The sequence below is a fragment of the Nocardia sp. NPDC056541 genome, from assembly GCF_042794235.1.
Taxonomy (GTDB): domain Bacteria; phylum Actinomycetota; class Actinomycetes; order Mycobacteriales; family Mycobacteriaceae; genus Nocardia.
This window is the reverse complement of record NZ_JBHTUD010000005.1, coordinates 251,586-275,719: the sequence shown is the minus strand read 5'-3', so window position 1 is coordinate 275,719 and position 24,134 is coordinate 251,586. Positions and strand designations below refer to the sequence as shown.

At 67.3% G+C, this 24,134-nt stretch carries 23 protein-coding genes and 1 riboswitch; of the genes, 16 read left to right on the top strand and 7 right to left on the bottom strand.

Features of this window, described 5'->3' with window-relative positions; genetic code table 11:
• Nucleotides 1-77: 77 nt before the first annotated feature.
• A complete protein-coding gene (locus tag ACFQ9R_RS11220; RefSeq protein ID WP_378990295.1) occupies nt 78-695 on the top strand; it encodes a hypothetical protein in 618 nt (205 codons plus the stop codon).
• A gap of 19 nt (nt 696-714) precedes the next feature.
• Here ACFQ9R_RS11220 and ACFQ9R_RS11215 read toward each other — a convergent pair whose 3' ends face one another.
• From ACFQ9R_RS11215 to ACFQ9R_RS11195, 5 genes are read right to left on the bottom strand one after another with little or no spacing between them, the layout of a single operon-like run.
• Nucleotides 715-2,247, bottom strand: coding sequence for an ABC transporter ATP-binding protein (locus ACFQ9R_RS11215; RefSeq protein WP_378990294.1), 1,533 nt, complete (start codon nt 2,245-2,247; stop codon nt 715-717).
• Nucleotides 2,240-3,061 (bottom strand): ABC transporter permease, encoded by an 822-nt coding sequence (locus ACFQ9R_RS11210; RefSeq protein ID WP_378990293.1) that lies wholly within the window; start codon nt 3,059-3,061, stop codon nt 2,240-2,242. Before ACFQ9R_RS11210 ends, ACFQ9R_RS11215 begins: the two co-directional genes overlap by 8 nt.
• Nucleotides 3,058-4,023, bottom strand: coding sequence for an ABC transporter permease (locus ACFQ9R_RS11205; protein ID WP_378990292.1), 966 nt, complete (start codon nt 4,021-4,023; stop codon nt 3,058-3,060). The genes ACFQ9R_RS11210 and ACFQ9R_RS11205 overlap by 4 nt, the downstream gene beginning before the upstream one ends.
• 11 nt (nt 4,024-4,034) lie before the next feature.
• A complete protein-coding gene (locus ACFQ9R_RS11200) occupies nt 4,035-4,796 on the bottom strand; it encodes a class I SAM-dependent methyltransferase (protein WP_378990291.1) in 762 nt (253 codons plus the stop codon).
• Nucleotides 4,793-6,313 carry an ABC transporter substrate-binding protein gene (locus tag ACFQ9R_RS11195; RefSeq protein WP_378990290.1) on the bottom strand — a complete coding sequence of 507 codons (1,521 nt, stop codon included), beginning with the start codon at nt 6,311-6,313 and terminating at the stop codon, nt 4,793-4,795. Before ACFQ9R_RS11195 ends, ACFQ9R_RS11200 begins: the two co-directional genes overlap by 4 nt.
• Nucleotides 6,314-6,418: 105 nt before the next feature.
• Nucleotides 6,419-6,552, bottom strand: a riboswitch (cobalamin riboswitch).
• 79 nt (nt 6,553-6,631) lie between these two features.
• On the opposite strand from ACFQ9R_RS11195, the gene ACFQ9R_RS11190 reads away from it, so the two are divergent.
• Together ACFQ9R_RS11190 and ACFQ9R_RS11185 are read left to right on the top strand one after the other, a co-directional pair.
• The gene (locus ACFQ9R_RS11190; protein WP_378990289.1) at nt 6,632-7,429 is read left to right on the top strand and encodes an SDR family NAD(P)-dependent oxidoreductase; all 798 of its coding nucleotides are present in this window, start codon (nt 6,632-6,634) and stop codon (nt 7,427-7,429) included.
• A gap of 135 nt (nt 7,430-7,564) precedes the next feature.
• Entirely contained in the window at nt 7,565-8,779 is a 1,215-nt protein-coding gene (locus ACFQ9R_RS11185; RefSeq protein ID WP_378990288.1) for an acyl-CoA dehydrogenase family protein, read from the top strand.
• A gap of 13 nt (nt 8,780-8,792) precedes the next feature.
• Here the strand turns inward: ACFQ9R_RS11185 and ACFQ9R_RS11180 are convergent, their stop codons facing one another.
• Both ACFQ9R_RS11180 and ACFQ9R_RS11175 read right to left on the bottom strand, forming a co-directional pair.
• Nucleotides 8,793-9,710: an LLM class F420-dependent oxidoreductase gene (locus ACFQ9R_RS11180; protein WP_378990428.1), complete on the bottom strand. Its 918-nt coding sequence runs from the start codon at nt 9,708-9,710 to the stop codon at nt 8,793-8,795.
• Nucleotides 9,711-9,779: 69 nt separating this feature from the next.
• Complete coding sequence (locus ACFQ9R_RS11175) at nt 9,780-10,892, bottom strand: diguanylate cyclase domain-containing protein (protein ID WP_378990287.1); 1,113 nt, start codon at nt 10,890-10,892, stop codon at nt 9,780-9,782.
• 259 nt (nt 10,893-11,151) lie between these two features.
• Here ACFQ9R_RS11175 and ACFQ9R_RS11170 point away from each other — a divergent pair, with 259 nt between their 5' ends.
• The 13 genes from ACFQ9R_RS11170 to ACFQ9R_RS11110 all read left to right on the top strand — a co-directional run bounded on the left by ACFQ9R_RS11170 (nt 11,152) and on the right by ACFQ9R_RS11110 (nt 24,018).
• Complete coding sequence (locus ACFQ9R_RS11170) at nt 11,152-11,805, top strand: TetR family transcriptional regulator (protein WP_378990286.1); 654 nt, start codon at nt 11,152-11,154, stop codon at nt 11,803-11,805.
• A 301-nt stretch (nt 11,806-12,106) separates the two neighbouring features.
• Entirely contained in the window at nt 12,107-12,601 is a 495-nt protein-coding gene (locus ACFQ9R_RS11165) for a hypothetical protein (RefSeq protein WP_378990427.1), read from the top strand.
• A gap of 2 nt (nt 12,602-12,603) precedes the next feature.
• Complete coding sequence (locus ACFQ9R_RS11160; RefSeq protein WP_378990285.1) at nt 12,604-13,434, top strand: MlaE family ABC transporter permease; 831 nt, start codon at nt 12,604-12,606, stop codon at nt 13,432-13,434.
• Complete coding sequence (locus tag ACFQ9R_RS11155) at nt 13,434-14,288, top strand: ABC transporter permease (protein ID WP_378990283.1); 855 nt, start codon at nt 13,434-13,436, stop codon at nt 14,286-14,288. The genes ACFQ9R_RS11160 and ACFQ9R_RS11155 overlap by 1 nt, the downstream gene beginning before the upstream one ends.
• Nucleotides 14,289-15,554 carry an MlaD family protein gene (locus ACFQ9R_RS11150; protein ID WP_378990282.1) on the top strand — a complete coding sequence of 422 codons (1,266 nt, stop codon included), beginning with the start codon at nt 14,289-14,291 and terminating at the stop codon, nt 15,552-15,554.
• Nucleotides 15,551-16,588 (top strand): MlaD family protein, encoded by a 1,038-nt coding sequence (locus tag ACFQ9R_RS11145; RefSeq protein ID WP_378990281.1) that lies wholly within the window; start codon nt 15,551-15,553, stop codon nt 16,586-16,588. The genes ACFQ9R_RS11150 and ACFQ9R_RS11145 overlap by 4 nt, the downstream gene beginning before the upstream one ends.
• Nucleotides 16,589-16,592: 4 nt before the next feature.
• Nucleotides 16,593-17,603, top strand: coding sequence for an MCE family protein (locus ACFQ9R_RS11140; RefSeq protein ID WP_378990280.1), 1,011 nt, complete (start codon nt 16,593-16,595; stop codon nt 17,601-17,603).
• A complete protein-coding gene (locus ACFQ9R_RS11135) occupies nt 17,600-18,703 on the top strand; it encodes an MCE family protein (RefSeq protein ID WP_378990279.1) in 1,104 nt (367 codons plus the stop codon). The genes ACFQ9R_RS11140 and ACFQ9R_RS11135 overlap by 4 nt, the downstream gene beginning before the upstream one ends.
• Nucleotides 18,700-19,806 (top strand): MlaD family protein, encoded by a 1,107-nt coding sequence (locus tag ACFQ9R_RS11130; RefSeq protein WP_378990277.1) that lies wholly within the window; start codon nt 18,700-18,702, stop codon nt 19,804-19,806. Before ACFQ9R_RS11135 ends, ACFQ9R_RS11130 begins: the two co-directional genes overlap by 4 nt.
• Nucleotides 19,803-21,089, top strand: a complete 1,287-nt coding sequence (locus tag ACFQ9R_RS11125; RefSeq protein WP_378990276.1) for an MlaD family protein — start codon at nt 19,803-19,805, stop codon at nt 21,087-21,089. The genes ACFQ9R_RS11130 and ACFQ9R_RS11125 overlap by 4 nt, the downstream gene beginning before the upstream one ends.
• Nucleotides 21,090-21,133: 44 nt before the next feature.
• A complete protein-coding gene (locus ACFQ9R_RS11120) occupies nt 21,134-21,745 on the top strand; it encodes a hypothetical protein (RefSeq protein ID WP_378990275.1) in 612 nt (203 codons plus the stop codon).
• Between the two features lie 128 nt (nt 21,746-21,873).
• Entirely contained in the window at nt 21,874-23,151 is a 1,278-nt protein-coding gene (locus ACFQ9R_RS11115; RefSeq protein WP_067445216.1) for a cytochrome P450, read from the top strand.
• Between the two features lie 30 nt (nt 23,152-23,181).
• The gene (locus ACFQ9R_RS11110; protein WP_067444693.1) at nt 23,182-24,018 is read left to right on the top strand and encodes a mycofactocin-coupled SDR family oxidoreductase; all 837 of its coding nucleotides are present in this window, start codon (nt 23,182-23,184) and stop codon (nt 24,016-24,018) included.
• The last annotated feature ends 116 nt before the right edge of the window (nt 24,019-24,134 follow it).

The window sequence follows — 24,134 nt, the reverse complement described above, 5'->3', positions numbered from 1 at the left end:
CCCGATGATGTCATCCCCACACAGCGGCATTTACGACATGCCCTGTCGAATGTCATTGTCGCAGAGATTATTCGGCGATGTACTCAGCTCATGACTACGACGACGCCGAGACGTGGCCATCGGGCAATGGGCAGACGCCGGTGAGCCGGGTGTGTGTAGCTGTGACGCACGCAGGCGGCTCCGCCGCGAAGCCCGACAGCCGCGCTGGGGAGAACACACGCGTGCGGACCGCCGAGGGGTTACTGGAGGCCCGTCAGTTACTGCTCGCCGTCGCCGGGAACCTGCAGGGCGGGTCGCCGCTGATCGGATGGGCACGCGAGCTGGCGGATCTGCACGCGACTCTGTTCACCGCGTCGGTGTCGACCACCCGCCGGCCTGCCGACTTCGACGCGCCTACCACCAGCGGCCGGATCAACACCGTCATCGGCTTGATCGACGAGTGGTCGGCCTGTCATCTTCCTCGCCCCACCTCGGGCCGCCGGCACACCCATTCCCTCGGCGAGGTGATCAGCCACGTGGCAGACACCTACACCCACGTTCAGTGGACACTGCGCCACACCAAGAGCGCCGAACACCAGCACCATGCCGCCCTGCGCTTTGCTCAAGTCCAGGAAGGCTATGCCGACCTGGTCGAGGAAATTCGAGCCCTGCGCGTCGCGCTCCCGCTGGGCCGGGGCCACCAACCCGTCCCATAGCGGGCGAGGACTGCGGTGTTCAGGTGGGTGTTGGTGTCCCTCTGGTACGGCGGAGTCGCCGGGTGTGGCCGACCTCGTCGGCGGCCAGGAATCCGGACAGGATCGGGATGGGCTGGTCGGCGCAGGATTCGGCTGGTACGCCGGCCTCGATGACGCGCCCCGCGTCGACCATCACGATCCGGTCGGCGCGGTGGAGGTGGGTACGCAGATCATGGGTGATCATCAGAATCGCGGCGCCGGTTCGATGCCGGTAGCTGTCGAGGTACTCCAGGATTCGGCTGGTCAGCGGCGCGTCGAGCGCGGTGGTGATCTCGTCGCACACCAGGACAGCGGGTTCGGCGCCGAGTGCTCGCGCGAGGGCGGCGCGTTGAAGCTGGCCGCCGGACAATCCCGCGGGATATCGAAGTGCTTGCCGCGCATCGATACCCAAGTCGTTCAGCAACTCGTGAGCGTGCCGGCGGGCGGTGTCTCGGTCGACTCCGCGCAGCCGGACGGCGGTGGCCGCGACCTGGTCGAGAATCGTGCGCCGAGGGTCGAACGAGGCTGCCGACTCCTGCCACACGTACTGAACGGCGGCGATCTGTGCGCGACTACGCCGGCGCAGCGGGGCCAGTGGTTCGCCGTCGAGCAGCACGTGGCCGCTGTCGGGACCGACCAGTCCGGCGATCGTACGACCGATCGTCGACTTGCCCGCCCCGGATACGCCGACCATCGCGACGAGTTCACCGCGATGCAGATCGAGGTCGACACCGCGCAGAACGCGCGAACGTCGATGGGAGACAGCGAGATCGCGCAGTCGCAGAACAGGCGGTGACACCGCGGACGCTCGTCGTCGGCGCGGTGCTGCCACCGGCGCGGGTCGGTCGCTGTCGTGGAGCCGACCCGCGCGCACGAACAGCGTCCGGTCGCTGACCCGGTCGACGGCGACGGTGTCGTGGGTGACGAGCACTACGGCTTTGCCTGTCCGACGCAGCCGGTCGAGTCCGGTGAGCAGGGCGGCTCGCGCGAGGGGATCCAATCCGACTGTCGGCTCATCCACGATGAGCACATCGGGATCCGACATCAGCACCTGCGCCAGCGCGAGCCGGGTACGTTCGCCGCCGGAGAACTCGAACGGATACTTGCCGAGCATGGTGGCCATTGTGTGGTCGGACACCTCGAACGCCGCGGCTGTCAGCACGTCGGCAACGTGGCCGCGCCGGGTGGCCCTGTCGGTGCGCGGCAGCCCGAGGCGACGTCGACGCAGCCGCTCCAGCTCGGCCAGCGCGGTACCGATTCTGCGAGCGGGGTTCAGGGTGGACGCCGCATGCTGGGGCAGGTAGCCGATCCGCACGCTGCTCCGCGGTCCTGGGCACCGAATGGTTCCCGCGACAACAGTTCCCGCGACCGCGACGCCCGCAATCGCCGTAGCGATGGTGGTTTTGCCGGCACCGGAGGGACCGAACAGGGTGACGATCTCGCCGGCGTACACATCGAGGTCGATGTCGTCGACGAGGACGGTCCGGCCCGCGGTGACCCGTAGCGCACGCACACTGATGAGCGGCTCAGCCATCGCGGTCACGGGTGGCCAGGCGTGCGGCGTGGGTGCGAGGGTCGGCGAGCAGGTCGTCGGCGAGCAGATTGACCCCGACGATGAGCGCCACGATCAACAGCGCGGGCAGGGCCACCGACCAGGGCGCGATGGTCAGTGCGTCCTTGTTGGCCGCGACCGACACCGCCCAATCGGTCGAGGTGGTGTCGAATCCGAGGCCGAGGAAATTGGCCGACGCCAGAAAGTACACGGCAGCGGTGAACCGCAACGCCAGATCGGCGGCAATCGGCCGGGACATCTCGGCAACCGCGTAGTTGCCGTATCGGAAGGCGCGGCTCTCGCCCTGCATCCGCAACGCGTCCATGACCGTACCGTGGACAGTCCCGCGGGCCGTCATGCGAACGAATCGCGCGATCGGCGCGACGAGCACGAAACCGATCGCACACGCGATCGCGACCGCTGAGCCACGAGTGCGCAACGCGGCAACCATGATGATGAGCAACGAGGGCAGACACAGCAGCACATCCATCGGGCGCATCAGCAACTCGTCCACCCACGCGCGTGGCGCCGCGGCCGCCGCGACACCGATCAGCGACCCGACGAGATAGGCGATGGCGACTGTCACGGCCGCGACGACGAGGAATGTCCGTCCGCCGGTGAGGGCGGCGGCCAGCACATCACGCCCGAGTCGGTCGGTGCCGAACGGTGACCAGTCCGACGGCCCGAACGGCGACTGACGGTGCGGTGGCGCCCCCACGGCGAGAAACGGCCCCACGGTCGCGACGAGTACCGGCACCGCGACCAGCACGCTGTAGATCCAGCGGCGCAGGGTCATCGGCGGATGCCTTCGGCCGACACCGGCACCATGCGTTGCCCGGCGATATCGATGACGGTGTTGATCGCGATCGCGACGACCCCGGTGATCGCGACGATCGCGAGGATGACCGGGTCGTCACGGTTGCCGATGGCGCCGATGAGCGCCGACGCGATGCCGGGCACCACGAACACCGCCTCCACGATGAGCACACCGGAGAGCAATCCGTCCCCGGTGCGCCCGAGTTCCTGCATCGCGGGCGCGAGCGCGTTGGGCGCGACATGGCGGGTCAGCAGCGATATCCGGCCGACGCCGAGACGGCGGGCCGCGGCGATATAGGGCTGATCCATCACGTCGATGACACCGGCGCGGACCAGCCGAACCAGGGGAGCGGCGACGCGAGCGACCATCACGATCAGCGGCAGCACCAGGTATTCCGGACGGTCGAGCAGGGTATCGAGGTCGGTCCCGAGGAAGGTGGCGGGCAGCAGGTCGAGATCGAGGGCGATGTAGCTGACGAGCAGGACCGCGAGCACGAAATCCGGAATGGAATCGAGCCCGATACTGACGGTGCTGACGATCCGATCACACCACGATCCCGGTGCCGAGCCCGCGGCGAACCCGGCCGTGACGGCGACAGGGACCAGCAGCGCCAAGGCCAGCGCGGCCATCAGCGCGGTGGTCAGGAACGGGTCGGCGATCACGTCACCGACCGGGTGTCCGTTGGCGTAGGACACGCCGAAGTCGCCGACCACGGCGCCGGCCAGCCAGTCCAGGAAACGCTGGACCGGTGCGACGTCGAGGCCGAGCAGATGCCTGGCCGCCGCGCGCTGCTGCTCGCCGAGGACGTCGTTGCTCTGTACGTCGGCAGCATCGCCGGGCAACAGCAATGAGAGCACGAACACCAAGACCAGCAGCACGCCGAGCTGGCCGATCCCGATGACGCTGCGGCGCAGCAGGAATCGGGTGAACGGGGTCGACAAGCGCACGGACGCTACCGGATACCGACCACGATGCGGTCGTCACCGTACTGCCAGACGATGCCGGCCTCGGCGAATCCCGCGTCGCGGGCGAAGGCGACGTAGTCGTGCACGGTCGGGCGATCGTGCACGGTGTGCTCGAATCCGCCGTCGCGGGCCCGCACGAGGTCGGCGAGCTCGGGTGCTCGGTTCACAGCGTCCCACCAGGCCGCCCAGTCCTCGGCGTCCCCGGTTCCTTGTCGCGCGGCGCGGCGCGCGGTCAACGATTTGCCCAGAGCATCGAGCCCGGTCCCGGATGGGCCCTCGTACAGGTGATCACCGTTGACGAACAACCCGCCGGGTTTCAGCGCTTGCACGCAGGTCTTGATCAGCGCACGCAACGGATCCCGATTCATCCAGTGCAGGGCGGTGGTGCTGACGAACGCGTCCGGGACTCGCTCCAGATCCAGTGCGTCGAGCCAGCCCTCGGATCGCAGGTCGGCATTCACTGTCCGGAAGCGTGGCGAAGCCAAGGCCGGTTCGGCGAGACCGAGCAGCAGCGGGTCGGCGTCCACGCCGACAACGCAGGCGTCGGGGAACCGGTCGAGCAGCCGCTGCGACAGGGTTCCCGGACCGACCCCGAGATCGACGATCAACAAGTCGTCGCGGTCACCGAGTTCGTCCAACACATCGCCGATCACCTCGAATCGCTGCTCGCGATCGGGCATGTAGTGCTCCTGCTGGCGGTCCCAGCGTTCGAGCCAGTACCGCGCCGTCGCCGCGTCCAGTCCGGTCATCGAGCATTCACCTCGTCGAATCGGGCCCAGCCGTGCGAGTTCGGTACCGCGGCGGGCAGTTGCTGAAAACGATCGCCCGCGGCGCTGTTCCAGGCGGTGTTGCCGAAGAAGACGAAGCCGCCACGGTCGTACAGGATTTCGTGCATCGTTCGGTAGATCGCCGCACGTCCTTCCACGGTGGGTGTCGACTGTGCCTTGACGTAGAGCGCGTCGAACTCTGCATCGGACCACTTCGTCCGATTCTGCGGCGACCCGGTGAGCAGTCGTGACGCGAAATGGTTCGGAACAGGCAGTGGCCCGGACTGGCCCATCGTGAGATGACCGGTGTTGAGCGCGTCGGTGTAATAGGTGTCCTTGGAACCGAGGACGACGTTGACCTTCACCCCACAGCGGCCCGCGTGTTCGGCGAAAAGCCTTGCCGACTCCACGAAGCCGTGCGCCACCGGCGCGGTGAACAGGTCGAACGACAGGTCACGCACCCCGGCGCGGCGCAGCAACCGGCCCACCTCGTCGGGATCGTAGGTGTGTTGGGGCAGGTCGGCGTAGTACTGGAAGCCTTTGCCGAACACATCGTTGCCGACCTCGCCGTTGCCCTCGAGCGCGACCTTGACCAGCTCGTCGCGGTCGAGCATCCGCATGACCGCCCGGCGCACATCCGGGTTGTCGAACGGGGCACGGTCGGTCTTCATCGCGAAGAAGTAGATGCCACTGTTGGGGGTCGCCGCGAGCGTCAGGCCGCGCCGACCCTGCAGGGTCCGTGCTGCCGACGGGGTGAGGTTGTCGGCGTAGTCGATCTCGCCGCTCTGTACCGCTGCGAGCCGGGCATCGGACTCCGCGCTGACGATGCGCAGTCGCCGGATCGACGGGGCGCCGTCCCAGTAGCGATCGTTGGCGGTAGCAACGAATTCCCTGCCCGCCGTGAAGGACTCGAACACGAAGGGGCCGGTCCCCACCGGTCGCTCGAAGTCGGTGGCCCCGTTCGGAACGATCTTGGTCCCATAGGCCGACAACGCGATCAGGAACTCAAAAGAGGGCTCCTTCAAGACGATCTCCACCGTGCGCGCATCGATCGCGCGGCTCTGGGCTAGGTCGACCTTGTCGAGCGAGGAGGCGGCGATGAACGGGCGGCGCTGCGGAGGTCCGAGCACCCTCGAGAAGGTGTAGAGCACGTCATCGGCGCCGACGGCTTTCCCGTTGTGCCAGAAGGCGTCTCGCAGGGTTATGCGCCACCGCGTGCCGTCGTTGTTCGGCTCCGCGGCTGATGCCAGGCGCGGGATCGGGGTCATCGTCTCATCGATCTCGAACAGTCCGTCGTAGACCGATTTCATCCGAGCCTCGTCGATGAACGGCGTGTTCACACCGGGATCGATGCCCTCACCGGCACCGGAGCCCTGGAACGCGGCAGTGAAAGTGTCGACGGAGTTCCCGGACGAGCGGTTGCACCCGACCAGGGCCGTGCCCGCGGCGAGCGCGCCACCGAGCAGGAAGGTACGGCGGCGCAGATTCGACGGCTGCATGGATGCTCCTATCGCGTGGGCTCACACGCGACGAAGACATGCGCAAACAAGCCACAACCGGTGTGGCTCGGTTCGGCGCATCGATCAATACCCACGTGATCACGACCGTTTCAACAGTTCATCCGCAGGTATCTGGCTTCGGCTCGGGAACGAGCCTCACAGTTGCGGGACAGCCCCGGACTCGCACCGGTCTTCCCTACGGACAGGCGATATCCTACGCGGTGCGCCGGACGTCGCGAGAAGCCCCGGCTGCTGCGGGTTTCGATCATCTCGAGCTGGGGCGTGTGGCGTTGCGGGTGGGATTGTTAGCGTCGGGCCATGGATCTGGGACTGGATGGGAAACGGGCGATCGTCACCGGCGCGAGCAAGGGAATCGGTCTGGCCATCGCGCGGGGGCTCGCGGCGGAGGGGGTGGATGTGGTGCTCGCGGCACGGTCGGCGCAACCGCTGCGCGCTGCCGCCGACGAGATCGCTCGGCAATCGGGACGACGGGTGATCGCGGTACCGACCGACACCGGCGACGACGAGCAGGTGAAAGAACTCGTCGCGCGCACCGTCACCGAACTCGGTGGCGTGGACATCCTGGTGAACTCCGCCGCCACACCGTGGAGCGCGGGCGCGGGCGGCGATCTGCAAGCCACCACCGACGAGATCGTGCGCAGGGAAGTCGAGATCAAGGTGCTCGGATACCTGCGCACCGCACGTGCTGTCGCACCCCATCTGGTGGAGCAGGGGTGGGGTCGCATCATCAACATCAGCGGGCTCGGTGCGCGGCAGGCCAATTCGATCGGGCAGACCATCCGCAACGTGAGCGTCTCGGCGTTGACCAAGAACCTCGCCGACGAGCTGGGGCCGCACGGGGTGAATGTGACAGTCGTGCACCCGGGCCTCACCCGCACCGAACGGCTCACCGAACGTCTCACCCGCCAGGTCGAGCAAGAGGGTGGCGACGTGGCCGAGCTGGAATCAGAGTTGGCCAAGAATTCGATTCGCCGGATCATCGACGCGGGTGAGGTCGCCGATGTGGTGACGTTCCTGGCCTCGCCACGCAGCATCGCCATCACCGGCGATGCCATCGCGGCCGGGGGCGGCGTTCCCGGGCCGGTCTTCTACTGACGTTCGGGATGTGATCGGGCCGATTCTATTGCTTCACCGCGGCCCGGTCGGCCCGCGATACTTGCCACATTCGGAGTCGCGCCGATTCGCGCAAGCCATCGATCTCGCCGCCGAGGCGAACCCGGGAGACCAGCGATGACCAGCACCGTCACACCCACCGTCGTTGCCAGCAGCACCTCCCCGCTCTCGGCGGCCGCCGCGCCGAGCGCCTTCTTCAGCACCGAGGACTACCACCGGTTCCACGCCCGCGCGGCCGGTTACGACGCTGAAAACGCCTTCTTCACCGAGGATTTCGAGGAACTGCGCGAGGCCGGGTACCTGCGCGCCGCGCTGCCGCCGCAGTACGGTGGCCGGGGCCTGTCGCTCAGCGAATTGTCCAGGGAGCAAAGGCAATTGGCGTATTGGGCACCCGCGACCGCGCTCGCGGTGAACATGCACCTGTACTGGACCGGGCCCGCTGCCGCGCTGACCGTCTCCGGTGCCGAGGACTTCAGCTGGTTGCTCGCCGCGGTTCGCGACGGTGAGGTGTTCGCGGCCGGTCACGGTGAACGCGGAAACGATGTGGGACTGGATGATTCGGTGGTGAGCGCCCGGCGCCTGCCCGACGGCTCCTACCGCGTCGACGGCCGCAAGACCTTCACCTCGCTGGGCCCGGTGTGGACCTCGGTGGGTATCCACGCCCGTGACGACTCCGACCCCGCCGACCCGCGCATCGTGCACCTGTTCGTCGCCCGCGACCAGCCGGGGGTGCGCACCGAGGAAACCTGGGACACCCTCGGCGTGCGGGCGACCCGCAGCGACGACACGATCTTCGACAACGCCCGTGCCGAAGCCGCGACGCTCGCGGGAACGCACGCGCCCGGCGGTGCCTACCCCCCGCTGATCAACGGCATCCTCGGCTGGTACCTGCCGCTGCTGGCCAATGTCTACTTCGGGATCGCCAGGCGGGCGCTCGATGTCGCGATCCTGCACGCCGGCACCCGCTCCTCGCTGGTCCCCGGTGTCGAGGCCCACGCCGGCAAACCGGCGGTACAACGCCAGATCGCCGAAGCCGAAATCCAGCTCGACGCCGCGTACGCACTGCTCGAGACGGCGACCCGGGACGCGGACGCCGGCGTCGAGCTCGGCGTGTGGGCGATTCCGCGTCTGTTCTCGGCGAAGGAATTCGCCACCAGGACAGCCAAGAACGTCGTCGACACCGCGGTGCAGGTGGTCGGCGCGTCGTCGGTCAGTCGCCGCAACGAACTCGAACGCCTCTACCGCGACGTCCGCACCGGACAACTCCATCCCCCCAACACCGACGCGATCCTCGACGTGGTCGGCCGCACCGCGCTGGGTCTGCTTCCCTGACCGGATTTCGCTCTCAGAGCTGCGATTGCACCTCGGCGGCAATGAGTTCCAGGTGATCGAGATCGGCGAGATCGAGGATCTGGAGGTAGATCCGGCTCGCGCCGATCTCGCGGTAGCGGGCGATCTTGTCGACGACCTCGGCGGGGGAGCCTGCCAGGCCGTTGCTCTTCAGTTCGTCCACCTCGCGGCCGATCGCGGCGGCCCGGCGCGCTACCTCGGCGTCGGTGCGCCCGACGCAGGCGACCAGGGCGTTGGAGTAGATCAGTTCGTCGGTGCGCCCGGCCGCGCGCACCGCGGCGCGCACGCGGTCGAACTGGGCGGCGCTGTCGGCGATCGAGGCGAACGGCATGTTGAACTCGGTGGCATAGCGGGCCGCCAGGCGCGGGGTGCGGACCTTGCCGTTGCCGCCGATGATCACGGGCACCGGGTCTTGCACGGGCTTGGGCAGGGCGGGGGAGTCGGTGAGCTGATAGTGGGCGCCCTCGAAGCTGAACGTCGCCCCCGGCTTGGTGTCCCACAGTCCGGTGATGACGGCCAGTTGCTCTTCGAGCAGGCCGAACCTGTTGTCCGGGAACGGGATTCCGTACGCGGCGTGTTCGGCGGCGAACCAGCCGCTGCCGAGACCGAGTTCGACCCGCCCGTTCGACATCTGATCCACCTGGGCGATCTGGATGGCCAGCGGCCCCGGCAGCCGGAAGGTCGCGGCGGTGACCAGGGTGCCCAGCCGGATACGCGAGGTGTCTCTGGCCAGCCCGGCCAGGGTGATCCAGGCATCGGTGGGGCCGGGCAGGCCCGAGGCATCGCCCATGGCGAGGTAGTGGTCGGAGCGGAAGAACGCGTCGAATTCGAGCTCCTCGGCGGCGCGGGCCACCGACAGCAACGTGTCGTAGTCGGCGCCCTGCTGGGGTTCGGTGAAGATGCGGAGGTCCATGATCACCATCGTGCCCGATGTGAACAGGTCCGGCGCGGCGGCGGCCTGATCGCCGGGCAACGGTCGGCGCTACCGGCTGTTGTCCGGGTCGTCCGGGTGGCGGTGGTCCGGCGGCGGGCTGAGTTCGTCCACCACCACCAGGTTCCCGCCGGACTGCTTGGCCCGGTACATCGCCGCGTCGGCGGATTGCAGCAGTCGGTCCGCGGTCGGGCAGGGGCAGCGTGGACAGATCGTCGCGTCGAAAATCGCCACACCGACGCTCGCGGTGACAGCCACCGTGGTTTCCGGCGGTTCGGCGACCACTCGGCACAGCCGTTCGGCTTCCCTGCGCGCGGCGGCCGCGGAGATCGGGGCAGCCACCACGAATTCCTCCCCGCCCGTCCGCGCCACGACCGCCATCTCCCCGGCGGCATCGCGCAGCCGCCGGGCGGTGCGCATCAAGACGATGTCGCCGATGCGGTGGCCCCAGGTGTCGTTGACGCTCTTGAACCGGTCGAGGTCGAAGCAGATGACACACATCGCGGGATTGCGGTCCATCAGCTGTTGCAGCCGGTTCTCGAGACCGCGGCGGTTCAGCAGGTCGGTGAGCGGGTCCGACTGCGACTCGGTGCGCAGCAACGAATAGAGCAGCTGGAACGCGGGCACCGCGCTGACCACCGAAGCGAGTAGCAATGCGACCGCGAGGGCGAGTTCGATGCTCCCGCCGCCGGTGGCGATCCGCACCGAGAACACCACCACCGAGAGCAGCGACCACACCGAATGCACGGCCAGTGCTTTGGCGCTGTGGAAAAAGCTCAGGTAGCTGCCGGTGCCGAGGAGCAGGACGGTGCCCATCGCCCCGAACAGTCGATCCTGCAACTGGAGGAATTCCACCGTGAACAGCACATCGGCGCAGGCGATCAGGATCAGCGACTCGGTCCTGCTCGGCCAGGTCAGCAGCCACCAGCGCGCCGCCCACAGGGTTCCCGACAGCACTCCGATTGTCGAAGCGAGGCCGGGATGGCCGGGCGGTCCCACCGGTGTTCCCGCGATCACCGCGCCCATCACCGCGATCGCGGCTCCCGCGAGGCCGATCAGAATCTTCAGCGGAACCAGCGCCGACCTGGCGGCCAGCGTGCGGACGAGCCATCGGTAGTCGACAGGATCGTGCCACCAGTCCCGCAGCGTCTTGCCGTTGTACATCGACTCACCCTTGGTCTCGACCGCATCGCCTATCTGTTGGTTGCGCGTGTGAGAATTCCGGAAAACCCACCCGCTGATCGGCAGTAGTCTAGGTCGGAGCGTCGCGGAATCCCGCCGGTTCGGTCCCGCCGCCGGGTTGCCCGCGACGGTGGTGCCATCACGATCGGCGTCGGCTCATCGATGAAGAGCGCCAGGTCTGCGGAGTCGAGACGGTCGGCCCGGGAGTAGGTCAGTCGACCAGCGGCGATACCGTGGTGGAGTGAAACGGTCACCGGAAACGGACTCCTCGGTCCGGATCATCGACGTCGTGATGGAGATGTTGATGTCGGATGGGTACGACGATCTGCAGCTCAAGGAGGTCGCGCGTCGGGCCCAGGTTTCGCTCGCGACGGTATACAAGAAGTTCGCCACCCGTGACGAGTTGATGGTCGCCGCTGTCACCCGGTGGATGGCGATCAACAGCTATGCCGAACTGGAGTTGCCTGTTCCGGGTGAATCGCTGCGCGACGGGTTGGTCCGCGTCATCCGGCACGTCTTCGAGCCGTGGGAACGCAATCCCAGAATGCTCGAGGCCTACCATCGCGCGCGCAGCGGCATCGGTGGTCGGCAATTGGACGCACAGGGTGTGAGCGCCGTGCTGCCGGTCGCCGCGATGTTGTTCGATGGCTACGATCGCGACTATGTCGAGGACGTCGGACTGATCGTCACCAATTTGATCTACGCGTTGACCGGTCGATTCGTCGACAAGGATCTCGATGTGACCGAGATCCTGCCCATGCTCGAGCGTGCGATCGACCGATTGACCAGTGGCAGCGTGGCCGAGGCGGCGCGCGTTCGGGTGGCCGAGGGCGAGGAGGGCTCGTCGCCGCTCGTGTATCCCTCGTTGGCTGGTCCTTACGGGCCCGCCCGCTAGGCACGGACGGATCCCGCCGGCCGACGGCTCGAACAACCCGAATGACCTGCGGTAAGGCGAATTTCAGGGTTGTACGTCAAGGGCAAATCAATGTGACGTAGATCACTAGTTACTTGGATGAGACTGCTGTCACATGCTGAGTAACCGGATTACCGTGTGGTCGGCAGGGGCTCCGAGCGATCGAAATCCGGGCGTGGGGCGCACCTGTCGAGATCTTCAGATTCGAAGTTTGGATGGGAAGCACATGGCCGCACAATTCGTTGATTCCGCCCACTGGAGAGCCCACGCCCGCCGGCATCCGCTGCGATATCGCCTGGCCATCGTCGCGCCGAATGCCGTGGAAGTTGTTCGCTACGCGGGAGGTTGGCTCTTCGATCGAACAACCGCCGGGTGGGAAGTGACCGTGCTCGTCGACGACCACTCCGACGTGCGCCCGTTGCAGATCCTCGGTGCCACTGTGCTCGATATCGAACAGTCGCTGGCGGCCCCGAAACACGACACCTGGCCGCATGCGGTGGCTGTACCCACCCAGATGGTCGCGGACTGTCGTGTGCGCGATGGCATTCTGGACTGTCTCGACCACCGTTCGGCCGAGCTGTCGCTGTGGGGCGATGCCCTTCCGGCCGAACTGGCGGATCGAGTGAAGATCACCCACCATCGCGTCAGCCGGGCCGCGCGCGCGTTCAAAGCCTGCGCCTTGGCTACGGCGGGATTCCCCGCCGAAGAAGTCGGCCCCACCGAGATGTTCCGTGTCAGCGCGTCACGGACCACTGCTGGATTGGTCTCCGCGAGTTGACCATGGCAACGGCCGATCGTGAGATAGCCGAGTGGGCGCGCGGCTATCTGCGCCGACACCCGATTGCCGCCTTGGAAACGGTCGGTGGCCAATTCGTCCTCGGCATGCGCGCTGTGCGCTTTCTCGCCATCGACACGGTCACCGGTCGATTCGCGTTCCAGGAGTTCGTCAGACAGGCCGCGTTCATGGCGTCGTCGGCGGCCTTGCCGACGATCTTTGTCGCCCTGCCGATCGGAGTGACGCTGTCCATCCAGTTCGGGTTGCTGGCCGGGCAGGTCGGAGCGACCTCGCTCGCCGGTGCGGCGAGCGGGCTCGCGGTGATCCGGCAGGGGGCGCCGATGGTCGCGGCGCTGCTGATGGCTTCGGCGGTCGGCTCGGCGATCTGCGCGGATCTCGGGTCGCGCAAGATCCGCGACGAACTGGACGCCATGGAGATCATGGGTGTCTCGGTGATCCGCCGCCTGGTCGTCCCCCGGCTGGCGGCCGGGGTACTGATCGGGGTGTCGCTGACGGGAATCGTCTGCTTCGTCGGCTTTCTCGCGGGCTACCTGTTCAATGTCTTCGTTCAGGGCGGGGCGCCGGGAAGTTTCGTCGCGACGTTCTCGTCCTTCGCGACCGTGGACGATCTGGTGCTGACCATGATCAAAGCTGTTGTCTACGGGGCGATCGTCGCCGTGGTCGCCTGCGAGAAAGGGCTGACCACCAAGGGCGGTCCGGCGGGCGTGGCGAATTCGGTCAACTCGACAGTGGTTTCCTCGATCCTGCTGCTGATGATCGTGAACGTCGCCTTCACCCAGCTGTACATGATCTTGCTGCCGCGGCAGGGGCTGTAATGGCGGCGCAGTACTACCCGCCGGGGGTGCGGCCGGTGCACCGGGCCGCGGTCCGGCTGGCCGCGGGGGCGATGCGGGTCGGCCATATGGGGACGTTCCTGATCCGGGCCCTGTTCTCGATTCCGGTGATGCTGCGGCACTACCGCAAGGAATTTCTGCGCATCCTGTCCGACATCACCTGGGGAAACGGTTCGATCGTCGTCGGCGGCGGCACCGCGGGCGTGATCATCGTGCTCGGCGCGGCGGGCGGTGCGATCGTGGGCCTGGAGGGCTACAACGCACTGCACCTGCTGGGCATGGAGCCCACCGTCGGGTTGATCGCCTCGACCGCCTCGACCAGGGAATTGGCGCCCATCATGGCCTCGCTGGCTTTCGCCGCCCAGGCTGGGTGCCGGTTCACCGCGCAACTCGGTGCGATGGGGATCGCCGAGGAGATCGAGGCGATGGAGGCGATGGCCATTCGCGCGGTTCCGTATCTGGTCAGTACCAGGATCCTCGCGTCGGTGGTCGCGATGTTCCCGCTGTATCTGGTCTGTCTGGCGGCCAACTACCTGGCGGTGGAAATAGTGGTCGGTCTGTCCGGCGGTCTGTCGGCGGGCACCTATCAGCACTACTTCCAGCTGGTGCTCAACGGCCCCGACATCGTGTACTCGCTGATCAAGGCGATTCTGTTCGTGATCCTCACCTCGACGATCCAGTGCTACTACGGCTTCTACGCCGCGGGCGGCCCCCAGGGCGTCGGCACGGCCGCGGGCCGGGCGATGCGCGCGTCCATCTCGGTGATGATCGTGGTCAATCTGCTGCTGACCGTAGGTCTTTGGGGCATCGGTTCCAGCGCTCGGCTGGGAGGGTAGATGCCGGCGACTCCGTTCGAGAAGGATGGGCGAGGTCCCGGCGCATTCTCGCTGGTGCTGCGTGGCGTGGTGTTGATCGTGCTGACCGTAGCCATGGTCACGGCACTGTTGATGAAGTCGACGGGCCGCTTCGACGACAAGGTGGAAGTGATCGCCATGCTGGATCAGCTCGGCGATGGTCTGCCCGCCCGATCCGACGTGAAGTTTCGTGGTCTGCTGATCGGCGCGGTGTCCACGGTGGCGCTCGCCGACAACGGCGGTCCGAATCGGGTGACATTGCTGCTCGACCCGGTGTACGCCGGGAAAGTGCCGCGCACGGTGACCGCGCGGGTGGTGCCGAGCAACGTCTTCGCCGTGTCCTCGGTCCAATTGGTGGACAACGGGCCCGGCCCCGGGCTGACCGCCGATACTGAGATCGCTCAGGACCGCAGCCTCGCGACGGTCCAGTTGCAGACCGCGTTGACCAAGTTGCGCGAGATCATCGCGAGTACGGGGCGGGTCGGGTCCGACACCACAGTCGGAATGCTCGCCGCGGTGGCCGCGGCCACGGATCGGCGGGGTGACGACATCGTGCGCGCCGGTGGGCAACTCGACCGGATCACCAGGGAATTCGATGCGCTACTCGCGCCCGATGGTGGGCCCTCGACCCTCGGCGCGATGGCCGAGGCGGTGCACGGACTCAACGCGGCGGCCCCGGACCTGCTCGATGCCCTGCACTCGGCGGTGCTTCCGCTGCGCACGGTCGCCGAACGCGAGGGCGAACTGATGAACCTGCTGTCTGCGGGCAACAACACCCTGTCCAAGGTGGGCGGCGGGCTGGCTCGACATACCGATCAGATCGTCACAGTGACGAATGATCTGGTGCCGGTCCTCGATGTATTGGGCGAGGGAGCCGGTAGTTTCGCACCGATCGTGGTCCGGATCAAAACGATCTCGGATCTGTGGTTCGCCGAGTTCTGGAACTCCGACACCCAGATGGGTACCGGCAAATTCCAGTTCCGGTTGAGCCCGCACACCGCCTACACCCGTGCGGACTGTCCCCGATACGGCCAGTTGGCCGCGCCGAGTTGCACGACCGCACCGGACTCGATCCCCCAGCAGGAGTTGTCACCCAGTATGAATCCGCGGTCGTATTCGGTACCCCAGCTGGCGCCGGAACTGCAGGACCTGATCCGCCGGATTCTGGGCGGAGAGGCCAACGCCGCGGAATCGGTACTGGCGCAACTGCTCTCCGACAGTCCGCTCCCGGTGGGTGGCGGCCGATGAGTTTTCGTCGATCACTGATCGGGCTGAGCCTGTTCCTGGTCGTGTCCCTCGGACTGATCTGGGTCACCTTCGTGACGCTGCACCGCGGGGTGGACGGCTCGGCGAGAACGTACTCCGCGATCTTCAGCGATGTCACGGGCCTGCGCGCCGGTGACGATGTGCGGATGGCCGGGGTGCGGGTGGGTCGCGTCGACGGGATCGCGCTGGTCGGCAACCGCGCCGAGGTGCGGTTCCGGGTCGAGGAACAACAGAAGGTCTTCGGGAATACGAAAGCCTCGATCACCTATCAGAATGTCATCGGCCAGCGCTATCTCGGCCTTTCCCTGGCCGACTTCGGGCAACCGCAGGAGGTGGCGCCCGGCGGCACGATCCCGCTCGAGCACACCGAACCCTCGTTCGATATCTCGGTGCTGCTCAACGGGTTTGAGCCCCTGTTCGGTGGGCTGGATCCGCAGCAGGTCGACAATGTGACCGGAGCGCTGATCACCGCGCTCCAGGGCGACAACACCTCGCTGGTGCTGCTGATCGCGCAGGTCTCCACCCTGGCGGAGTCCGTCGCCGGACCGGATCAGGTGCTCGGGGCGGTGATCACGAACCTGAGCCAGGTGGTGGGCGACCTGGCAGCGCACAGCGGTACGGTGAGCACCCTGCTCACCCAGTCGCGCTCGATCATCGACGGACTCTCGCGTCACCGTGACGCGCTGATGGGGTCGTTGACGACCGTCGCGTCGGTGACCGGGCGCCTGGCCACCGTCGTCGAGGACGTCCGGCCACAGCTGAACGAATTCCTCACGCGCGAACCAGGATTCACCAAGCACTTCGAGCAGAACAAGGACAGTTTCGCCTACCTGGGCTTCAACCTGCCCGCGCTGCTGAAGGGGCTCGCCAGGGCGAGCCAGGAGGGGTCTTACCTCAACACCTACCTGTGCAACATGGGCGTGACGTTCCTGCCCGCGCTGGCCACCCTGGTACCGACCATCGTCGCTCTGGCCTCGCCGACCGGCGCCATCCAACAATCACCGATCTGCAGGTGAGGCAATGACATCGAAACAGCCTTCGAAAGCCGTGCTGGGGCTGATCGCGCTCGGACTGTTGCTCGCCATCGTCGCCGGGGCGGTGGGTTTCAACTCCCTCGGCGTCGGACAGCAGCGCTACGACGTCGAGTTCGCGCAGGCCGCCGGTCTGCGCGTGGGGGACGGGGTCACCGTCGCCGGTGTTCCGGTCGGCACGGTCGCGGGTCAGCGGCTGGCCGGTGACCGGGTGCTGGTCACCCTGAGCGTCGATCGATCGGCCGCCCTCGGCGCCGACACCCGCGCCGCCATCAAACTGACCACCCTGCTCGGCGCCCGCTACGTCGAACTGACCCCGGCGGGTGACGGCGAGATCGCCGATCACCGAATCGGTCTGTCGCGCACCGCCGTTCCCTACGATCTGCAGCAAGCACTCGACAATGCCACCGCGACATTCGAACAGATCGACTCCGGCCGTATCGCCACCTCGCTCGACGCGCTGGCCAACCAACTCGACGGCGTACCGACGGTACTGCCCGGGCTGCTGGGGAATCTGCGCTCGCTGGCCGCACTGCTGGGTAGCCGTCGCAACGAACTCGGCGCGCTCCTGACCGGCGTGCAACAGTTGACCACGGTGGTCAACGGTCAGCAGGGCGACCTCGCGGCCATCGTGGGCCAGGGCCGCGACCTGGTCACCGAGATTCTCGCGCGGCGCGGTGCGCTCCAGACCCTGATGGACTCGACGCGGCGGCTGGCGGATCAGGTCAGGGTGCTGGTCGTCGAAGACCGGCCCAAGATCGACGAACTGCTGCGCGGTTTCGACGGATTGCTCGGCAGCCTCGCCCGCCACGACGACCTGTTGCGCAACATCCTGCAGATCCTGCCCGTCCCCATCCGCAATTTCGCGAACGCGTCGGGCACCGCCAACGAGGTCGACTTCACCGCGCCCGCGGGGCCGCTGATCGATTCCTGGATGTGCGCGCTGAGCGGGCGTGCCGAGCAGGTCTCGCTGGCCCCCTACTTCCAGGACTGCAAATGACACGACTCGCCACGCTGGTCAGGATCGTGCTGGTCCTCGGACTCGGCGCGCTCGCGGGGTGCGCGGGCAGCCCGAACGACACGGATTCGGCCATCACTGTGACGGCCCGATTCGACAACGGCGCCGGACTCTACGTCGGCAACGCCGTGGCCGTGCTCGGGATGCCGGTCGGTGAGGTCACCGCCATCACCCCGCGCGGTTCCCACGTCGAGGTCACCATGCGGGTCGAGGGCGAGGTCGCCATCCCGGCGGACGCGACCGCGGTGACCGTCTCGACCTCGGTACTGACCGATCGCCACGTCGAGTTCACACCCGCCTACCGTGGCGGCGCCACCCTGGCAGACGGAGCGCAGCTCGGCCTCGACCGCACCCGCACCCCCATCGACTTCGACCGCTTGCTCGGCGCCGCCGACGGGATGGCCGCGCAGCTGGCCGGCGCGACTCCCGAGACCGGTCCGATCGCGCGCCTGCTCGATACGTCCGCGCGGATCGCCTCGGGCAGCGGTCCGGAACTTCGGGCCACGATGAACGAACTGTCCGGTGCCCTGCGGCTCGGCGAGGACGGGGGAGCCCAGACCCAGAAGGCGATCACCGACATCGTCGAGCACCTGGCGGTCCTGATTCGCGCTGCGGCCGACAACGACCAGACGATCCGGGAATTCGGCAGTGCGACAGGGCAATTGAGTAGTGTCCTGGCCGATCTCCAGATCGGCGCGGGTGATACCGGCGCGCAGATCGTGCAGATCATGCAGCAGACCGATGACCTCCTGTCCCAGAACAGTGCGAGCCTGCGCTCCACGGTGACCAACGCGGGCACCGTCACCCACGCGCTCGCGGACTACCGCGAGGAGATCGCCGAGTTCATCGACGTGACACCGCTGTTGCTGAACAACGCCTACAACGCCATCGACGTCGACTACCGCGGCGTCCGGGTGCACGCGCTGCTGGACAAGGTCTTCTTCGACGGCCAACTGGTGAAGGAGGTGTGCAACGTGCTGGGGCTACGCCAACTCGGTTGCAGCACAGGAACATTGCAGGATTTCGGGCCGGACTTCGGCATCACCGACATGCTTGAGGCGATGTCGAGGTTGCCACGATGAGACAGCGATATCGGTCCGCGTCGACCCTGCTGCTGGCCGGGGTGGTACTCGCTACCGTGCCCGGCTGCGCGGTGGGTCTGGGTGATCTGCCGTTGCCCGCGCCCGGCGTCGGCGAGGGCGGCTATACGATCCACGCGGGCTTCGCCAATGCGCTGAACCTGCCCGAGCAGGCGAAGGTGCGGGTACTCGGCGCCGACGTGGGCGAGGTCGCGCGGATGTCGGCACGCGACTACACCGCCGTGGTCACGATGCGCATTCAGCCGGGGGTGGCCCTGCCGGTGGGCACCCGGGCCGAATTGCGCACCGCCACACCACTCGGCGATGTCTTCGTGGCGCTCACTCCGCCCGACGCCGCCGCTCCCGGCGGGCCGGTGCTGCACGACGGCGACACCATCGCGCTGTCGGCCACCCAGGCCGCGGCCACCATCGAGGAGTTGCTCACCACCGCGTCGCTGCTGGTCAACGGTGGGGTGATCCGGAACCTGACCAATATCGTCAACGGTCTCGGACACGCCGTCGGCGACCGAGGCGCGAATCTCGCCGCGCTGCTGGACAGATCGACCAGGGTGGTGCAGGCACTGGCCGCGCGATCGGCCGATATCCGCACCGCACTTGTCGAAGTCGACCAGCTCACCCGGCAATTGCAGGATCAGCGTCGCCCGCTCGGCGAGTTGGCCGACGTCGCGGGACCGGCGCTCACGGCCGCCACCGACAGTTCCCAGCAGGCGTTGACGCTGATCCGGCAGGTCGATCAGATCAGTCGGGACCTGGCGAAGTTCCCCGCCATCGACGGCTCCGCCGCGGGCATGGTCGCCGACGTCAACCGGCTCTCCGCCGGGCTCAACGCGGCCTCGACCGATCCCAATGCCAGTCTCGCGGCGATGAATTCGATTCTCGGACCGATCATCAAGATCACCAACGGCACCTCGGCGCACGTGAACGCCGATCTGCAGGACGTGACGATCGGGGCGGTGCCCGATCCGGCGCATCCCGGTGATCCGGGTAGCCGGATACCGGACGCGAGCGACTGGCAGGCTCTCGTCGGCACCCTGACCTACACCCTGCTCAAACTGCAGCAGCGCGTGACGGGAGCGGGGCGATGACACCTGCGCAGCGATTTCGGCTCGTGCTCGGCGTGCCCGCGCGCGTCGTGGTCGGCGCGGCCGTGCTCGGCAGCCGGTTCCGGTCCATCCTGTCCAGCGGCGCGCTGGTGCTGACCCTGATCGTCGGCATCGCGTATCTGCTGTTCGGCGCCCTCGGCGTCGACCCCACGGCGGCCACCATGACCGTCCGGGTGCACCTCGCACAGTCCGGTGGGCTGTTGACCGGGCAGAATGTCACCTTGCGCGGTGTCCCGATCGGTGAGGTCACCGCGATCGAGCTGACTTCGACCGGATTGGTGGCCACCGCGGCGATCGACGCGCAGGCCCGGGTGCCCGTCGGCGGCGCGGTCCGGGTCGCGAGCCTGTCGCTGGCAGGCGAGCAGTACCTCGATTTCCGCCCCGTCGACGACGACGGCCCCTACCTGGCCGACGGCGCCGAGATCGAGGTGGAGCGGACTTCGACGCCGGTGCCGCTGTGGCAGACCCTCGCGCAGCTGGATACCACGCTCGCACAGGTGGATCCGGCGCGGCTGGCGGCGATCGTCAAGGAACTCGGGGTGAGCGAGCAGGGCCCGCGCAAGCTCTCCGACATCATCGACGGTGGCATCTTTCTCGTCTCCACCTTGGATTCGGTGCTGCCCCAAACGGTCGGGCTGCTGCGCGACAGCCGGACGGTGCTGAGCACCGCGGCCGCCGCCTCGCCGGGACTGGGTGAATTCGCCGGTGACGCGGCACGAGTGATGTCGGGCGTGGAGGCGAAGTCGGGCGGATTCGTCGATCTGCTCGGCGCGGCGCCGGGAACGCTCGGTGCGCTGGACGCGGTGCTTGACCAGAACTCGCCCGGCGTGGTCGACCTGCTCGGCAACCTCACCACGGTGGCCGACATGGCGAACTCGCGAGTGCCTGCCCTGCGTGAGTTCTTCTTCCCGACCGAGCGGGCGGGCTCGACGCTGGGCAACCTCACCGCGGCATTCCACGACGGTGGCCTCTGGGGGCTGGTGAATCTGTACCCCCGCTACTCCTGCGATTACAACCTGCCGCGACATTCACCGTCGCAGCCGGACTTCCCCGAGCCCTACCTCTACACCTATTGCCCGAACGAGGACCCGTCTGTCCTCATCCGCGGTGCGCGCAACGCACCGCGCCCGCCGGGTTCGCGTGTCCCCGGTCCGCCGCCGCCGGGACAGGCGACCGCGACGCAGGCGATCCCGACTCCGCTCGGACCATGGACCCTCCCGCTCACCTTCGCCGGGCCGGATCTGTCGACGCCGGTACCTCGGTGAACGGCTCCGGACTCGCACCGCACACCACCACGCTAGGAATCGCTATGAACGACACGGACACCAAGACCGAGACCGAATTGCTCGAACCGGCGGTAGTGAAGACATCGGCGGATTCTGATCCGGCGCCGACCGAAGAGCCGAAACAGGCAGGCCCGACGAAGCTGCAGCGGGTGCGGGCGATCGCGCGCCGGATCGCCGCGCCGGTCACCGTGGTGGCCGCCGTGGCAGCGCTGGTGGTGGCCGGCTTCCTCGGCTGGAAACTCGACGAGAAGTCCGACACCGACGCCGCCGCCGAAGCCGGGCTCGCGGCGGCGCGGGCCTACGCCGTCACCTTGACCAGCGTGGACTCCAACCACCTCGATCGTGATTTCGCGGCGGTGCTGGACGGATCGACCGGCGAGTTCAAGGACATGTACACCCGGTCGAGCGGTCAGCTGCGCCAGCTGTTGCTCGAGAACAAGGCGACCGGCACCGGGACCGTGCTCGATGCCGCGGTGAAATCGAAATCCGAGACCAAGGTCGAAGTGCTGTTGTTCATCGATCAGACGGTCACCAATATCGCCGCCGCCGATCCGCGCGTCGACCACAGCCGGGTCCAGATGACGATGGAACTCGTCAACGGACGCTGGCTGGCCAGCCGGGTCTACCTGCCCTAATCCTCTACCCGCTCGACCGCGCGGAGTTCCGTGCTGTCTTGCGGGAATGAGGTTCTCAAAAATGAATATGGTTGTTACCATCGAAGTGCGCGTCTTTGTCGCGGCTTCCCGATCACCTGGAGTTCTCCGTGACCGATTTCGATACAGTGAACTACTTCACCGACCCGGATCTGATTCCCGATCCCCATCCCTATTTCGATCATCTGCGGTCGAAGTGCCCGGTGACCCAGGAACCGCACTTCGGTGTGTACGCCGTCACCGGATATGAGGAATCGGCTGAGGTACTGAAGGATTCGTCGATCTTCTCCTCGGCTGTCGCCGTCGGCGGACCCTTCCCGCCACTGCCGTTCACGCCGGTCGGCGACGATATCAGCGACCTCATCGACCAGCATCGGACCGAGTTGCCGATGTTCGAGCACATGGTGACGATGGACCCGCCGCAACACACCTTCGCGCGGTCGGTGTTGAATCGTCTGCTCACGCCCGCCCGCTTGAAAGAAAACGAAGAATTCATGTGGCGGCTGGCCGACCAGCAGCTCGACGAATTCGTCGAGGCCGGCCAATGTGAATTCCTATCCCAGTACGCCAAGCCGTTCGCGCTCTTGGTCGTCGCGGATATGCTCGGCGTTCCCGAAGTCGATCACCAGCAATTCCGTGTCGTGCTCGGCGCGCCCCAGCCGGGTGCCCGACCCGGTGCGATCGACAACGAAGCGCTCTCGAGCAACCCGTTGGCCTGGCTGGACGAGAAATTCGTCTCCTACATCACCGATCGCCGCAACGAGCCACGCGACGACGTACTGACGTCGTTGGCGCTGGCGAAGTATCCGGACGGCACCACACCGGAGGTCCTCGATGTGGCGCGGTCGGCGACCTTCTTGTTCGCCGCCGGGCAGGAGACCACGGCCAAGGTGCTGGGCGCGGCGGTGCGGTTCATGGGCGATCACCCCGACGTGCAGCAGCGATTGCGCGAGGACCGCACCTTGATCCCGAACTTCATCGAGGAAACCCTGCGGATGGACGCACCGGTCAAGAGCGGGTTCCGGCTCGCTCGCCGCGCGACCACCGTCGGTGAGGTGGACATCCCGGCCGGCGGCCTGGTGATGTTCTGCCCCGGCGCGGCCAATCGCGATCCGCGCCGATTCGAGGACCCGCACGAGTTCCGTCTCGACCGCGACAACTTCCGTGAGCACATCGCGTTCGGTCGCGGCGTGCACACCTGCCCGGGCGGCCCGCTCGCGCGGGTCGAGGGTCGGGTCTCGATCGAACGGATCCTGGACCGGCTGCTCGACATCGAGATCGACGCGGACAAGCACGGTCCGGTCGACGCGCGCACCTACGAGTACGAACCCACCTTCCTGCTGCGTGGGCTCAGCGAACTGCACATCCGCTTCACTCCCCAATCCTGACCACTACAACAACGACAGAGGTAGGTAATCATGACCGGACGGGTCGAAGGCAAGGTCGCGTTCATCACCGGAGCCGCGCGCGGGCAAGGCCGCAGCCACGCGCTGCGCTTGGCGCAGGAAGGCGCCGACATCATCGCCATCGATGTCTGTAAGCAACTCGACAACGTGCCGTTCGCGATGTCGACCCCGGAGGATCTGGCGACCACCGCCGACCTCATCCGGGCACAGGGCCGTCGCGTGGTCACCGCCGAGGTCGATGTCCGCGACTACGACGGGCTCAAGGTCGCGGTCGACGGCGCGGTCGCCGAACTGGGCAGGCTCGACATCATCGTCGCCAACGCCGGGATCGGCAACGAGGGCGGCGCGCTGGTCGATCTGCAGGAGAACCTGTGGGACGACATGATCGACGTCAACCTCGGCGGCGTCTGGAAATCGGTGAAAGCCGCTGTGCCGCATGTGATCGCCGGTGAGCGCGGCGGCTCGATAATCCTGACGAGCTCGGTGGGCGGGCTCAAGGCCTATCCCAATATCGGCCACTATGTCGCGGCCAAGCACGGTGTCGTCGGACTCATGCGGACCTTCGCGGTGGAACTGGCGCAGCACTCCATCCGGGTGAACTCGGTCCACCCGACGCACGTGAACACGCCCATGGTGATGAACGAGGGCACCTACAAGCTGTTCCGCCCGGATCTGGAGAGCCCCGGCCCCGCCGACCTCGAGCCGATCGCCCGGTTGTTCCACACCCTGCCGGTGGCCTGGATCGAGCCCGAGGATGTCAGCAACGCGGTGCTGTACCTGGCCTCCGACGAGGCTCGCTACGTCACCGGCGTGCCCCTGCCGATCGACGCGGGCGGAATGCTCAAGTAATCACCCCGTCGCGCCCCCCCGGGGGGGGGGGGCGGCCCCCCGGAACAAACAAAGCGGGGAAACGGGCAGGGGGGGGGGGGGGGCCGGGCCCAAAGTGAGGGGCGGGGAGATATAAA